The organism is Blautia sp. BCRC 81119 (assembly GCF_003184505.1).
Classification (GTDB): Bacteria; Bacillota; Clostridia; order Lachnospirales; family Lachnospiraceae; genus Blautia_A; species Blautia_A fusiformis.
In genome coordinates this window covers 1-14,991 of sequence record NZ_QJHD01000002.1, presented here as the reverse complement: position 1 = coordinate 14,991, position 14,991 = coordinate 1, and the positions used below count along the sequence as shown (strand labels likewise).

Here is a 14,991-nt window from a genome sequence, read left to right as displayed (position 1 = left end):
TTTCTCACCTCCTGTATCTTCTGAACGCACTTACAAGCAGCTGCTGAGGAAGCTCCGGATCAAGAAGCTCCGGAATTTCATTTGGTGAAAGATAGTCTCCGCCTTTTTCCCGAACAACCAGCTGTCTTGCCCCGTCAATGATCTTTCCGGGTTTTACGTCTCGCGGACAGCGCTCCACACAGGCAAAACAGGAAAGACATTTCCACAGGGATGCTGAATTTACAAGTGCTTCGATATTTTCATTGATCACGTAGGACACAAACTGATGAGGCTTGATATCCATCTCGTCAAAGGATGGGCAGGTAGCAGAGCATTTGCCACACTTCATACATTTCAGAGGATTGGTCCCGCTGATCTCCTTTATTTTTTCCGCAGCAGAATGGTTATCTCTCATTTTGCCACCTCCTCTTTGACGCCAAGGGCTTCTGCCAGAAGCTCTGTAAAATAGTAAACCGGCATTTTATTTCCGGAATTTTTATTCAGATTGTATTTGCAGAGCGGACAGGCAGTGATCAGCATATCTGCGCCAAAGCCTGCTGCGCTTTCTTCAATCTTTTCACACATATTCTGTGACATTTCTTTTTCTTTCAGGGATATATATCCTCCACAGCATTCATTTCTGTAAGGATAGATCACAGGCTCAGCGCCAAGGGCACGGATAAAATCCTCCATGATCCTTGGATTTTCCGGATCATCAAATGCCATGATCTTTCCAGGTCTCAGAAGCAGACATCCGTAATAGGCTCCGATCTTCTTTCCGGTAAAAGGATTTACTACTTTTTCTTTCAGTTTATCAAAACCGACTCTGTCCCGGAGAACCTCCAGATAATGGAGAACGGTTGTCTCTCCTTCATAGGGAGCTTCCAACTGCATATAATTGTTGGCTCTGGTCCGGATATCTTCCACATTTTTCATATCATCATTGACACGCTTGATCACATGATGACAGGCTGAACAGATCGTCACCAGATCCTGGCCTTTTTCTTTTGCCTGGTTTAACGCACGGACGGAAGAAAGCTTTGTGGCGATCTCGTCTGTGCCAAGCGGATAAACACCACCACAACACTGCCAGTCCTCGATCTCCTCAAGCTCAAACCCAAGGGCTGTGGCACTGGCTCTGGCATACTCATCCAGATCTTTGGCCTTTGTTCTCAGGGTGCAACCCGGATAATAACTGTACTTCATACCTTTCATTATCCTTTCTTAGTCTAAAATCTGACGTTTATAGTAGATATTCTTGTTCATATATTGTCTTTTTTTTAACGATACATGAATAAAAAAATGAAATCTCAACTAACACTTATTTGAGTTTTTTTATCAATTTGCACCCAAATAAAAGAGAAAAACACTCTTCCTCCGCAATTAAGAAGTGTATTAGCTCGATTTCCGAAATCATCATATCACGTTATTTCTGTTTCGACAAGACTTTTTCAATATTTTTTGTGTTTTTTTTAACGTACTTTTGAAAAACCTTATCATTTACTATCCTGCTTCCATAATAATTTTCATTTTCAGACATAAAAAAAGCTCCGGATCTCTCCGAGGCTTTTTTGCTCATATCAGTAAATAATAATCGGATAACCTGCATCAATAGTGTTATAAATCAGTGCTGCCTGATCCTTAGGCAGATTGATGCAGCCGTGGCTTCCGTTAGTTTTATAACGGTTCCCGCCAAAGGATGACTGCCAGGACGCATCATGAAGTCCCTGTCCGTAGACAAAAGGCATCCAGTAATTAACCTTTACATCGTAACCATATTCATTGCTGGTAAGGTTAAAGGGACTCGCCTTGTAGGCGATCGGCCATGCACCACGATATGTTTCACGCCCCTTCACCGGCTTACCGCTGACAATATCTGTTTCCGTCACAAGGCATCCGTCCTTATACAGCCACAAATGCTGTGCATCCAGACTGACCTCTATGTAACTGCCTGCCAGATCGTCTGTTCCGTTTCTCTGGTATCCTTTTTTGCTGTAAACAGGCTCTCTTGTTACAGCAGTACCACTTTTCAGGTCTTCCAGAAGCTGAGCATACTCTCCGTCCTGATCGATCCGGTATCCGTACTCATTTCCCTCAATAGTCACATCCGTTCCCGCAGATGTATGAAAGATGCGGGGAACATAAATGGTATTGTATTTGTTGGCGAGCTCACTGATGTAGGCTTTAATGGCTTCTTCATCTAAAGTCAGCGTCTCCCCCTCAGCCTTCAGCCAGGATGTGATCGTATCGGAATCCAGAACAGCCATTTCACTTCCGAATGTATAAGTTACTGTACTGCTGCGGTATTTCTTCAGCTGGCTGTTCAGATCTGTAATCTTATTTTTCATATCCTCTGTTACAGTGACCGTCGGGCTTACATACACATGCTTGTTGATCGGTACTGTGATGGTATCCCCAAGCATAGCCGTATCAAATGCTGCGTTCAGATTTGTGTCCACGGTAGTCTCCAGCTTATCCGGATCGATCTCCGTCCCCTGTACCTGTTTCACAAGGGTGAATTCTTTTTTCTCCTTATCGTACTGAATGGCTGCATCAACAGAAGCTTTTCTTTCTTCCGTACCGAAATTTGAAAGATCAAGAGCCTGCTTTTCCTGCTCCTCATCTTCCTCGATCTGACATTCCGGTTCTATATTTTCTTCCTTTGGAAAAAGCTTCCGGCTCTCTTCCCGCTGTTTCTGAATTTCTGTAAGCTTACTCAGAAGGGCTTCTTCATTGAGACTGTAGCCCAGCTCTTTCAAAGTTGTACTGTAAACTTCCTGATCATTTTCCTGAAAGGATACCGGACGATCTGCAAATTCCGCAGTGATCTTTTCTTCTGCCTGCTTTGCATCCAGTCCGGAAACATCCACTCCCCATATGGAAATCTTCCGTCCCAGCGTATTGTGATCTGCCAAGTATGTATAGACAAATAACCCTGCCACTGCCAGGATCGTTACGCCAATGCAGATTCCAAGTATGATCTTCAGTGTCTTTTTACTGATGGTTGATCTTTTCTCCATACCCTTATCCCTCGAGTCTTATGTAATATATGTTATGTTGTCACACTGGCTGTTATTATAATACAATAAATCCCATTTTCTGTAAAAATGACTTATCCCGGATCCTTCTGATCCGGTAAAAAAAGACAGACTGACGCCTCTGCGAAAATCTGTCTTTCTCATACGTTTCTTTATCTGTTTCTGGCAACAGTATTTCTCTCAGGATCTTCTGCTTCTTATTCCGGCATTACGATCTTGCCTGCAACGGCACAGGCTGCTGCTGTTTTCGGAGATGCCAGATAGATCTGAACCTTGGAAGTTCCCATACGTCCCAGGAAATTACGATTGTTGGTTGCCACGACCTTTTCACCGTCTGTCAGGATTCCGCCGGTCCTTCCGCAGCAAAGTCCGCAGCCCGGATGTGTAATGATAGCCCCTGCTTCCGCAAGAGTATCCAGAATGCCAAGCTCAATAGCCTGACGGTAAATTTTGCGGCTGGCAGGAGTCACGACCAGCTTTACAAAGTCTGCAACCTTTTTGCCCTTCAGCACCTCTGCTGCCGCCATAAGATCCTCCAGACGTCCGTTGGTACAGGAACCGATGAATACCTGGTCGATGGTCTCACCCTGAAGCTCACTGACATCACGGATCTTGTCCACCTGAGACGGACATGCCATTACCGGCACAAAATCCTCTGCTTTATAACTTATGGTCTTCATGTAGACAGCATCCTCATCTCCCACAAGACTCTTCTGATAATCATCAAGCTCTACGTTGCAGTAAGCAGCTGTCTTCTCATCCGGTGTGAAAAGTGCACATTTCGCACCGGCCTCAATTGCCATATTCGCCATAGTCATACGGCTTGCCACAGACATATTTTCAATGGTGCTTCCGCAAAATTCCAGAGCACGGTAAGTAGCTCCATCTGCACGAAGGTCACCGATCAGGCGGAGGATGATATCCTTGGACATGACATTCTCCGGAAGTTCTCCATCGATCACAACCTTTATGGTTTCCGGAACCTTGATCCACATGGTTCCTGTTCCCAGGATGCTGGCCATCTCTGTGTAACCGATGCCGGAAGAAAACGCACCGACACATCCATAAGTCGTGGTATGGCTGTCTGTGCCAAATACAATATTACCGGGTTTAACATAACCTGCCTCAGTCATAAGCTGATGACAGATACCGTCACTTCTGTGTACGTTTTTCATGCCATATTTAGCTGCAAAAGCATCTCCCACATGGAAATGTCTGGTATCATCCTGCTGACTTGCCGGTACAAGATGGTCATAGATCAGAACAACCTTGTCCGGATCCCACAGCTTCTGAAAGCCCATCTCCTCAAATTTTTCCGCTACAAACGGAATAAAGATATCATGGATCATCACTCTGTCCACATTGACCGTCACGATATCGCCAGGCTTTACTGCTTTGCCTGTGTTATGTCTGATAATTTTCTCAATGATCGTCTCACCCATTATTTCTCTCCTTTCCGTCTTAGTCCAGACCGTTCAGTTTGCGCATGGCTTTTACAAGTCCGCCAGCCTGAATAATATCCATCAGATTCTCCGGAAGAGAAGCAATCGGGTACTGTTTTCCGTTATGGTCTACATGCTCGTTCATCACAACTGTAACTTCATCTCCCTCTTTCACATTGTCGTGAAGATCCGGCTGTTCGATAAGAAGAAGGCCGTTGTTGATGGAGTTGCGGAAAAAGATCCGTGCAAAAGATTTCGCAATAACACACTGTACGCCCAGTGCTTTAATGATCTCCGGTGCCTGCTCTCTGGAGGAACCGCAGCCGAAGTTCTTTCCTGCTACAATAATGTCACCTTTCTGGATCTGTCCTGCCAGCTCCGGGCGAAGGGGACTGAATCCGTACTGTTTCATATCGTCAATGGTTTTCAGCGCCAGATACTCGGTCGGAATGATGATATCGGTGTCAATATCATCGCCCAGTACCCACACTTTTCCTGTAAATGCTTCCATATGTATATTCTCCTGTTTATTCCTGAATATCTTTTCTGAGGTTTTTATACTCTGTCTGCAGTTGCGATCTCACCTGCAATGGCAGATGCGGTAACCGTTGCCGCAGATCCCAGATAAACCTTGGAGCTCGGATGTCCGGCACGTCCCTTGAAGTTACGTGTTCCGGTGCTGATAAGAACCTCGTTCTCACCGATCACACCCTGGCAGCTTCCCCAGCATACACTGCAGTTCGGGTTCATCACAATAGCGCCTGCTTCCATGAAGATATCAATCAGGCCTTCTTTTAATGCCTGGCGGTAGATGGTCTGGCTTGCAGGAACGACCAGGAAACGAACGCCTTCTGCAACTTTTTTGCCTTTGATCACCTCTGCGCCTACACGGAGGTCTTCAATACGGCCGTTATTGCAGGAGCCAAGGAACGCTTCGTTGATCTTGATGCCGCAGGTTTCCTCAGCCGGAACCACATTGTCAACAAAGTCTGGCTTCGCTACAACCGGACGGACTTTTGAAAGATCAAAGGTATACTCTCTTGCGTAAACGGCATCCGGATCGCTGTGATATACCGCTTTTGGCTCACGTCCATGCTCTTTCAGATATTCCAAAGCTTTATCATCAGCCTCAAAGATACCTGTCTTCGCACCAGCCTCAACAGCCATGTTGCAAAGTGCCATACGGTCGCTGATGCTTAATGTTCTGGCGCCCTCACCGGTAAACTCCATTGCCTGATAGTTGCAGCCGTTTGCCCCGATCTCGCCGATAATGGTAAGGATCAGATCTCTTGCGTAAACGCCCTCAGGAAGCTTCCCTGTCAGGTTAAATTTTACGGTTTCCGGAACCATGACCCAGGAAGTTCCGGTTACCATTCCGTAAAGGAAATCTGTACATCCTACACCGGTACCGAAAGCACCAAGTGCTCCGTAGGAACAGGTATGGCTGTCAGCACCGAAGATCAACTGTCCCGGACGGACATAATTTTCGATCATGATCTGGTGGCAGACACCCTTTCCTTCCCAGAAATCAATATTATTTTCTCTTGCAAAATCTCTCATCTTTTTCTGGGATGCCGCTGTTTTCGGGCTGTCAGACGGTACGTTATGGTCTACGATAAATACCAGCTTCTTTGTATCTGCAATATGAGGATTTTTTAATTTATTGTTGTACATATCAACAGTCAGATGTGTGGTTCCGTCATTACTCATCAGATGATCCAGTGAAACTGTATAGATATCTCCGGGTTTTACACTGTCCACTCCAGCCGCTGCCGCGATGATTTTTTCTGCGATCGTCATTCCCATCTCTTATTCCTCCTCACGGTTCAGAGAAGCGATAAGGCCGCCCTGATTCAGTATATTCTGCATGTATTCCGGCAGTTTTGTGCAGGAATAAGTCTTACCATTGGCAACAGCAGTTCCCTCGGACATATGAAGCTCCAGGGTATCTCCTGTCTTCACAGCATCCGGAAGATCCTTACAGACAATTGCCGGAAGTCCGATATTAATGGCATTGCGGAAAAAAATACGGGCAAAAGATTTCGCAATAACTGCCTTTACTCCAAGTGCCTTAAGAACACCCGGTGCCTGCTCTCTGGAGGATCCGCATCCGAAGTTCTCTCCTCCAACTACAAAATCTCCCGGTTTAACCTTTTTGGAAAAATCCGGATCCAGTGATTCAAATGTGTGGCCCTTCATTTCATCCAGATTCGGCAGAAGCAGATACTGGGATGCAATGATCTGATCGGTATCAAGGTCATTATGAAATTTAAAAATTGTTCCCTTATCCATAAAACAAGTTCCTTTCTGATTGTTATCCATTTCCGGGTTAACATTCCTCTGTTACCCTTTTCGTCCTATATTCTAACACAAAACGTCATATAATTAAAATGTATATTTTTAATACTTAATATAACTTCAAGTTATAAAGTCATTTTCCTGTGATCAGCGCAAAATATCCCCACTCCCACAGAAGTTCTTCAAAACTGTTCTCAAGATATTCCCGGATATCTTCTTCCTCATATCCGGTCATTCTGGAGATCACCACCATATAATCCCGGAGTGTTTCGTAGGGAAGTGCTCCCCGTCCCTCTTTCTGCCACCGGAGAAAAACAGCCTGGCGAATGGTGGCATATTCCATACCGATCCACTGCATATGAACCAGGGCATCTTCCAGATCTCCTTCTGATGTCAGAAGATCCGAATATACTTCGTTGGTAAGAAAGCTTCGGAGAAGATTTTCATATGCACGAAGTTCCCGGTAAAAATCCTCCCAGGCTTCCGTCATTTCCTCTTCCTCATACTCTTCCGATAATTCCTCCGCCAACTCCGTCACCGGCTCCAGATACTTCCGGTAAAGTCCTTCTTTCCAGTAATTTACAGCCAGATCCTGCAAAAGTTCATTGCATTCGTCCATAGTATCCAGAACAGGCAGGTCTATCTCGCTGATAGCTCTTTCTAGCTGGTGAATTGTCTTCTCTGAAAAATAATCTTCCACAAGCTCTGTGGTAAGCGGCATGTTCCGGTGAAGTTCCTTCAGAACATAAAAACTTTCAAGAAGGATTTCCTCCGGTGTTTTTTCAGGATCCATTATAAGATCCATAACCTTCCGGCGCACAAGAAAAAGCGGCTGTTCCTTTTCTTTTGGAGTTTCCGGAAAAGCGATTCTTTTCTTCTCCTTCCAGATGTCCAGGACAGCCGGGCAACAGGGCATCATGGTCGCTTCCTTATGATCCTGAAATTCATGGATCTCCCTTGGAAAAATCTGGCAGGTCTCTGAAAGCATCGAATCCCCATAAGCACTTACCAGATAGCACAGTCTGTTCTTTGCAAGAAAAGGACAGTCGTGCTCTTCCGTCATCTTCATGATCCGGCTGCCGTCCTTTTTCATGGTATAGGCCTGCAGGCAGCTTCTGTGTCCGGGCACCTCTGACGGCGGCTGGATGGTTTTCCAGTTTCTGTAGGTTTCATCATCTATGTTGATCTTCCATTCCCTGCAGCAGCTGATGGTACATTTGTCTGCAATACAGGTAAATTCGTCGTAATAATCAGGTTTTAATAATTCCATGTTTCCTCCATATTCTTTATTTTCCAGCTCCAATGTCTCCTGTTTGCAAAATGGACATGAGTTGACCTGTTTTATTTTCCCCGTAAACACAGAAAAGCGGAATTCTATCCGCTTTTTCTGATATTCTGTGTATTCGTTTTTATTCTGCAGTCTCTCCCAGAAGCTGCCTGTGAACTTTCCGCCTTACAAACCAGAAACAGGTCACCTGCATGATGATCGTAAGGATCCAGGATGCCGGATAAGAAATAAACAGTACTTTCAGTGATCTGTGAGCCGGGAAAATTCCGAAAATCCACACAATTCGAAGGCCGACCGTTCCGATAATAGACAGGATCATGGGGACACCGGAGCGTCCCATTCCGCGCAGTGCTCCCGGAAACAGATCCATCTGTCCGCAGAGGAAATAGGTAACTGTGGTATAGGCAAGAATCTCCATTCCGCATTGGATAACCTTAGGGTCTTCCGTATAGATCTTCAGAAGCTGCGGACCGAAAAAGTATGCACCACAGCCCATGGCAAAGGATACGACAAAGGACAGGATCATACAGTCAACAAGCACCCGGTCCATACGTTTCGGTTTTCGCACACCATAATTCTGACTGGTAAAGCTCATGCAGGCCTGGGTAACCGAATTCACGGACACATACAGAAATCCAAAAATATTATTGGCTGCTGTATATCCTGCCATAGCAATGGAACCAAAGGAGTTTACAGAAGACTGAAGAAGTACATTGGAAAAATTGATCACTGTACTCTGGATCCCGGCAGGCAGTCCCACCTGGAAGATCTGCTTCAGGTACTCTCCCTTTATGGACAGTTTTGAAAAACGCAGCTGATAGCTTCCCTCTGTCTGATACAGACACCGAAGGACAAGAATGCAGGAGATCAGCTGAGAGATCACCGTTCCGATTCCCACACCGGCCACGCTTAAATGACACACGATCACGAAAAACAGATTCAAAAGCGCATTGGCACAGCCGGAAATGATCAGAAAGACCAGCGGCCGCTTGGTATCTCCCACAGCACGCAGGATCGCCGCACCATAGTTATACAGCATAAAAAACGGCATTCCCAGGAAATAAATACGCATATAAAGAGTAGAAAGATCGATCACATCGTCCGGTGTATCCATCAGTTCCAGGCAGATTCTGGCAAAGATCACTCCCAGAACTGCCATGATGATCCCGCTGATCAGAGCCAGCAGGATCGATGTATGTACTGTTTCTGACATTTCTTCATCCTTACCGGCAGCATAAAATCTGGCTGCCAGCACATTGGCACCAAGAGAAATCCCGATAAAAAGGTTGGTAAACACATTGATCAGTGCGGTAGTGGAGCCTACTGCCGCCAGCGCCTCACTTCCGCTGAAACGTCCCACTACCACGATATCCACTGCATTGAACATCAGCTGCAGGATACCGGACAGCATCAGCGGCAGTGAAAACGAAATCAGCTTGTCCATGATCGACCCATTACACATATCGATCTCATACTTGTTTTTTTTCACGATTTCATCCCCCATGTTCATACTTACATAAGAATATTATAGCACCTTTCATCGGAAAGCTACAATGAAATATTTTTATGGAGAATATGCAGCGGCTGCATAAAATACGCAGCCGCACAGTAACGTGTGTTTATCATTTCACTATCTTTCCAGGAGTCCTGCATCACGAAGGTTTGCAAGAAGTGCATTAAAATCCTCCACAATATCATCTACCGTTGTTGCATTTCCAACAGCAGCTGCCGGGGTTACTGTTCCGGCAGGGCCGGTGGCTCCTGTTGCTCCTGTTGGACCTGCTGGACCCGTGGCTCCGATCGCACCAGCCGGACCTGTTACCCCCGTCGTTCCCGCTGGACCCGTGGCTCCTGTTGCTCCTGTCGCTCCCGTTGCTCCCGTCGGACCTGTTACTCCTGCAGGACCGGTGGCTCCTGTTGCTCCCGTCGGACCGATGACTCCCGCTGGACCCGTTGCTCCAGCCGGGCCCGTGGCTCCCGTATATCCCTGTATTCCCGGTTCCCCCTGCGGTCCCTGAGGACCCATAGGACCCGGAACTCCCGGACAGCCTCTGGGACCGGTTGGTCCTGTAGAGCCGTTTATTTATGCACAACATTAGATTTTCCTTTGTGTTGAATAGGCAAGCCGTTAGATTGCCTTGTTCTCAATCACTCGGATAACGTTGTGGTTATTCTCGATGTAATCAATAATTCGCTGGTACTCGTCGGCAAAATTGAAGTCAACCGTTATTTCCCCGTTCTCATGCACCCAAACCGCTTTTACGAGTTCAACCATAATCCCGCGGTTAAGGCTCTGAATGTTTTTGTATTTCAGAAAGGCGGTTAGATACGGGTCGTCGGTTCCGATACCATCAGCCATTACCTGCATTTCCTCTTTCAGATAGGAGATGTTCGCTTCAAGCTGTTGTATCTGTTCTGCAATCTTGCCTTTCAAGCGGCGGTATTCCTCTTTGGTAATCTCACCGCTTTTCCAATCAAGGTACAAGCTATCGGAAGCGTCATTGTACTGTTTTAGCTGCTTCTCTGCCTGTTTCAAGGAATGGGATAATCTCTTGCTTTCCCGGTTGATAACAGGCGCGTTGTTAATCCGTTCAATTTCTTCTGCAAGCCGATCTACAAGGGCAATTTGCATTTGCAACGCTGCCAATACCGCGTTTTCCAACTTGTCTTGCCGGATAGAATGTTTGCTGCAAATCTTCTTATCGGTGTAGCTGCGGCAAGAGTAGTAGGCAATATCGCGGGCGGTTTTGCGCCGCATGGCCTTTTTGCAATCCGCGCAACGGACAAAGCCGGACATGAGATAGACTTCCTGTTTGCCGGGGGCTGTCCTTGTGTCGCGCTTATGTAGGGCTTGCGCTTTCTCGAATGTTTCCCTGTCAATAATCGCTTCGTGTGTGTTGGGGACGACAAACCATTCTTCTTCGGGGACGTTGATCTGCTTGTGTACTTTGTAGCTTATTACGCGATTACGGCCTTGCACCATTACGCCCGTATAAACTTCATTTTGCAATATCCTTACAATCGTGCTGGCAGACCACAAACCATCGTTTTTGTCGGAATTAGGGTTGTTATACTTAAAGCCTTTTTTCTTCTTATAGGCTTCGGGGTTCGGCTCTCCCATTTGGTTAAGCCGCTTTGCAATCCCCATTTTACTGTACCCCTCATTGACAAACCAATGGTAAATGCTTTTGACAACCTCCGCTGCTTCTTCATCTACAATCAAGCTGTTTTTGTCGTTTGGGTCTTTCTTGTAGCCGTAAGGGGCAAACGCGCCTATGAACTCGCCGCGCTCCCGTTTCATCTTGAATGTTTTGCGGATTTCTTCGGAAGTGGTCGCGGCAAACTGCTCGTTGAACATTCCCCTAATAGGTACTTCAAGGCCGCTTGCAGAATGGGGATTTGCGTAAGTGTCAATAAATGGTGTGCCTGTGCAAATAAACCTTGCACCGTTAATGGGTATGAACTCCTCTAAAAACTTTTGCTGGTCGGCAAGGTTGCGGAAACCGCGTGCAAGGGATTTGATAATCATGCAGTTTACTTCTTTTCGGACAATGCAGCCCTCAAGCCGTTTGAAGTTTGGTCGCGCTGTGTCGGTGCCTGTCAATCCGTCGTCGGCAAACACGTCTACAATCACATAGGTTCCCGGCTCAAAATAGCTGTCTACAAAGTCGCGGAGTATCTTTTCTTGGTTGATAACACTCTCGCTTTCGTCCTCGTTGTCGTCCTCTCTGGATAGTCGAATGTATAGCCCAATTTTCCAAAACGGCTCTGCATAACTGCGTGCCATTTTGTCTTTGCGTATGCGGGGCATTATACCTCCTTTCCCCCTATAATTACGAGTTAATTATACCATTTTCGCCCCGTAATCACAAGGTCTTACCCATAGAGTTAGGGAAAGTCGGCGGTTATTTCAGACTTAAAAAGTAATCGCACAATGATTGCTTTAGCGTTCTATCCTCTGCGACAAACCGTATTCTTACGGGCGTATCGCCGCAAAGAAAACAATACGGATTGACGATCTGCTCCAAGTAGCTTTGCATTTTTTTTGCTGCTGGCAAAGAACTGTCAATATGGATATTACGAATATCAACCAAAGTGCTGCGGTCAACCTGTGTAATATCAACATTTCTCATTTGTTGAAGTTGTAACTTGGTAATCATCTTCTTTCCCTCCCGGTTAGCGGCATAGTACAGAATATGCGCTCCGGCTTGTACGATATGAGAAATAAGGCTGAAACGGGCGGTTGTTAGCTGCAACCTCACGGGAGTTTCACCCCGGCCCATGCTTATGGGTGCGCCGCGCAATACTTTGAGGGTGTTCAACGCGGGAGTATCATTGTGCCGCCTTGTATGTCGTCGCCCACAAGCTGCTAAACCTGTTTTACGGCGCGGTAGTTGTCGCTCGACTTTTCCCCGTAGGGGAAAAGCTGTCATGGCGTACCCGCCGACTGGCTCGGTACAGACGGAATGTACCCGTTTGCCTGTTATGCTGCGCACCAAAGGCCGCTTTCTTTGTCAAAGAACAATAGGCTTTGTCGGCCTGCAAAAGCACATCAACAGCGGATATGCTTTTGCGGAACGACAAATAGCCCATAACGGGAAGCGTGGAAAGGGGACACGCTCCCCGCATGGGCTAAAAGATTATCCTACATGAAAAGCAAGGGTGCGGGTAATAAGGCGCACTTGCAGCCTGTTACGCATTTCCTCGTCCACATAGGAATAGGTATTGCCCGCGTCGTCTTTCAGCGTGCGGGTACAAAGTTTCGCTATGTAACCCTCGTAGTGCTTCAAGATCGCGCACATGGCGGTTGTGTCGCCGTTTGCCGCTGCGGAAATGACAGGGAACGGCAACAGATTTTCAGACTTCCTAACGGTATTCATCATCTGCTTTTCCCTCCAAATACTGTTTGATTTTCGCAAGCGCGGATTTCCTGTGCCGGAAAACCGTCGTGCGTACAACATTCAGCAGTTCGCCAATTTCCGCGTCGCTCATATCCAAGAAGTAGGACAAAAGGATAATGTCGCGTTTCCTTTCGGGCAAAGCGTTAAGGGCTTCGGCAAGCAGTTCATTTTTGACGAGTACATCAAAGCCGGACACTTGAAAACGGAAATAATCGCTTTCGTATTCGTCCGTTGTGAAAAGCTGCGCGAGTTCGCTTTCGCTCAAATCCGAAAAAGTAACTTCGCGTGCTGCGCGTTTCGCAAGAGTGCGGCGGTGGCTTTTCGCTTCGCCGACCAAAGTTTTCTTTGCTAATGCGTCGTACTGATGTTGTATTCTTTCCTTGTCGGAAGAAGATAGCTCCATAGAGTTCACCTCCTTCCCGCGTGGAGTAGAGGACGGGAGTTAAGGGCTTGTCCTCTCTGCCCCTTTCGCTCCGTACCCGTTCGGGAGATGGCTCTTGAGTGCGCTTTTCAGAAAAAAGTTGAAAAAAGCAAAATGCGCCCGTCCGCAAGACGCGGACGGGCGCAAAGGAAATGTAAGCAGTAGCTAAATGTATTGACAGTTCACATTCATAGCCGGAATATCCCGCTTGCGGAGCATAGCTTTTTTTGACCGCAAAGCATTAGGCGGGTTACAGTAAATAAAAATGGACACGGCGATACCTCCCCGATACCGCCGTATCCTTAAAAAAGGGCGACTTTAATACACTACCCGCAATCCATTCTATAATAGGGAACAGCGGCTTTTGCGCAATATTAAATAAAAAAGCCGATAACACATAGGTTTTTTGACCTAATGCGTTATCGGCTCTGCGTCTATGCGTCTGGCACTTTTAATCATTTTTTTTTGAATTTATTATATGTGTTAGCTAACTGTCCACAAGCCGCGTTAATCTCTCTGCCATGAGAAACTCTCATAGTAACTTCAAGTCCTGCTTGCTCTAATTGATGTTTGAATGCAACTATTTCCCGTTTCTGTGGTGCTTTAATTCTTGAATTGCTTGTTGGGTTGTATTGTAACACGTTAATCATAACTTTTTTGCCCCGAAACCATTTTGCAAGTTGTCTTACATCTGAGGGCCGGTCATTTATACCCGGTAAAAGCAAATACGCAAAGACAATTTTGCGATTATGCCTTTCAGAATAGGATAAGGCTTGCTTAACAACATCTTCAATAGCATATATGCGCATGTGAGGAATAATACGATTTCTTGCAGATTGTGTTGCTGCGTGTAAAGATATTGTCAACTGAATTTTAAGATGTTCCTCGCGCAATTTTTTTAATTGATCGACCGGACCAACTGTTGATATGGTAATGCCGTCGGTTGGAAAGTTGAGCCCATATCTATCTCGGAGAATATGGATTGCTTTTATCAAGTTGTCATAATTGAATAAAGGCTCTCCCATACCCATAAAAACGATACGGTTTACTTTTCGACGCAACAATATAATCTGTTGTACGATTTCTGACGATGTTAGATTACGAACAAAGCCATTTCGCCCGGACTCACAAAAAATACAACCAACAGGACAACCGACTTGTGTGCTCACGCAAACAGTTCCACCATCTCGCCGCTTGATAAAAACCGTTTCAATGTATTTGTTGTCTTTCAGTTCGTAAACATACTTTTCAGTATCACTGCTTTTGCAAATATTTTTTACCAACATTGATAGATTTTTTTTGCGTGGTAATTGCTTATATAATTCTTCATATAAGGCTTTTGCTTCATTCTCGCCAATAACTTCCGACATTTCTTTGTAAGTAAATCCGTATGGATCATTCCGTACTTCCGCAGGCGTATATTTAGGTAAACGTTTCATTTTTATATCCTTTCTTCTAAATAATAAAAGTTTGTTTTTCTGTATTTTTGATTACAATCTCTAATTTTTCGTAAGCGTCCAATAAGAGGGTGTATCGAAATTTCTGGCTGTTGCATGTAAACTATTGATTAGAGTTTTGGGAGTTGACTCTAAAAACTCTAAATCTAATCTAAGGAGCAGGCTTA

15 protein-coding genes are annotated in these 14,991 nt (G+C 45.7%); all 15 read right to left on the bottom strand.

The window, feature by feature from the left end; translation table 11 throughout:
* Positions 1-4 precede the first annotated feature (4 nt).
* The 15 genes from DMI82_RS01140 to rlmN all read right to left on the bottom strand — a co-directional run bounded on the left by DMI82_RS01140 (position 5) and on the right by rlmN (position 14,806).
* Entirely contained in the window at positions 5-394 is a 390-nt protein-coding gene (locus DMI82_RS01140) for a 4Fe-4S dicluster domain-containing protein (protein ID WP_015524685.1), read from the bottom strand.
* On the bottom strand, positions 391-1,185 hold the full coding sequence (locus DMI82_RS01135; protein ID WP_022426047.1) for a CoB--CoM heterodisulfide reductase iron-sulfur subunit B family protein: 795 nt from the start codon (positions 1,183-1,185) through the stop codon (positions 391-393). Before DMI82_RS01135 ends, DMI82_RS01140 begins: the two co-directional genes overlap by 4 nt.
* A 374-nt stretch (positions 1,186-1,559) precedes the next feature.
* On the bottom strand, positions 1,560-2,999 hold the full coding sequence (locus DMI82_RS01130) for a L,D-transpeptidase family protein (RefSeq protein WP_110102136.1): 1,440 nt from the start codon (positions 2,997-2,999) through the stop codon (positions 1,560-1,562).
* Between the two features lie 215 nt (positions 3,000-3,214).
* Positions 3,215-4,459 carry a 3-isopropylmalate dehydratase large subunit gene (locus DMI82_RS01125; protein ID WP_110102134.1) on the bottom strand — a complete coding sequence of 415 codons (1,245 nt, stop codon included), beginning with the start codon at positions 4,457-4,459 and terminating at the stop codon, positions 3,215-3,217.
* Positions 4,460-4,478: 19 nt separating this feature from the next.
* A complete protein-coding gene (locus DMI82_RS01120; RefSeq protein WP_021653000.1) occupies positions 4,479-4,970 on the bottom strand; it encodes a LeuD/DmdB family oxidoreductase small subunit in 492 nt (163 codons plus the stop codon).
* A 44-nt stretch (positions 4,971-5,014) separates the two neighbouring features.
* The gene (locus DMI82_RS01115; RefSeq protein WP_110102132.1) at positions 5,015-6,265 is read right to left on the bottom strand and encodes a 3-isopropylmalate dehydratase large subunit; all 1,251 of its coding nucleotides are present in this window, start codon (positions 6,263-6,265) and stop codon (positions 5,015-5,017) included.
* 3 nt (positions 6,266-6,268) lie between these two features.
* Positions 6,269-6,751, bottom strand: coding sequence for a LeuD/DmdB family oxidoreductase small subunit (locus tag DMI82_RS01110; RefSeq protein WP_022426042.1), 483 nt, complete (start codon positions 6,749-6,751; stop codon positions 6,269-6,271).
* A 139-nt stretch (positions 6,752-6,890) separates the two neighbouring features.
* Positions 6,891-8,027, bottom strand: a complete 1,137-nt coding sequence (gene fliB, locus DMI82_RS01105; RefSeq protein ID WP_110102324.1) for a flagellin lysine-N-methylase — start codon at positions 8,025-8,027, stop codon at positions 6,891-6,893.
* Positions 8,028-8,166: 139 nt separating this feature from the next.
* Positions 8,167-9,549, bottom strand: a complete 1,383-nt coding sequence (locus DMI82_RS01100) for an MATE family efflux transporter (protein WP_326928966.1) — start codon at positions 9,547-9,549, stop codon at positions 8,167-8,169.
* 126 nt (positions 9,550-9,675) lie between these two features.
* Entirely contained in the window at positions 9,676-10,071 is a 396-nt protein-coding gene (locus DMI82_RS01095) for a collagen-like protein (RefSeq protein ID WP_278308613.1), read from the bottom strand.
* Positions 10,072-10,173: 102 nt separating this feature from the next.
* Positions 10,174-11,856, bottom strand: coding sequence for a recombinase family protein (locus tag DMI82_RS01090; RefSeq protein WP_008979761.1), 1,683 nt, complete (start codon positions 11,854-11,856; stop codon positions 10,174-10,176).
* A 94-nt stretch (positions 11,857-11,950) separates the two neighbouring features.
* The gene (locus DMI82_RS20190; RefSeq protein ID WP_231311547.1) at positions 11,951-12,478 is read right to left on the bottom strand and encodes a DUF6870 family protein; all 528 of its coding nucleotides are present in this window, start codon (positions 12,476-12,478) and stop codon (positions 11,951-11,953) included.
* A gap of 207 nt (positions 12,479-12,685) precedes the next feature.
* Complete coding sequence (locus DMI82_RS01075) at positions 12,686-12,928, bottom strand: helix-turn-helix domain-containing protein (RefSeq protein ID WP_002604473.1); 243 nt, start codon at positions 12,926-12,928, stop codon at positions 12,686-12,688.
* Positions 12,912-13,349: a sigma-70 family RNA polymerase sigma factor gene (locus DMI82_RS01070; RefSeq protein ID WP_002604474.1), complete on the bottom strand. Its 438-nt coding sequence runs from the start codon at positions 13,347-13,349 to the stop codon at positions 12,912-12,914. The genes DMI82_RS01075 and DMI82_RS01070 overlap by 17 nt, the downstream gene beginning before the upstream one ends.
* A gap of 473 nt (positions 13,350-13,822) precedes the next feature.
* Complete coding sequence (gene rlmN, locus DMI82_RS01065; RefSeq protein WP_002584956.1) at positions 13,823-14,806, bottom strand: 23S rRNA (adenine(2503)-C(2))-methyltransferase RlmN; 984 nt, start codon at positions 14,804-14,806, stop codon at positions 13,823-13,825.
* Positions 14,807-14,991 lie beyond the last annotated feature (185 nt).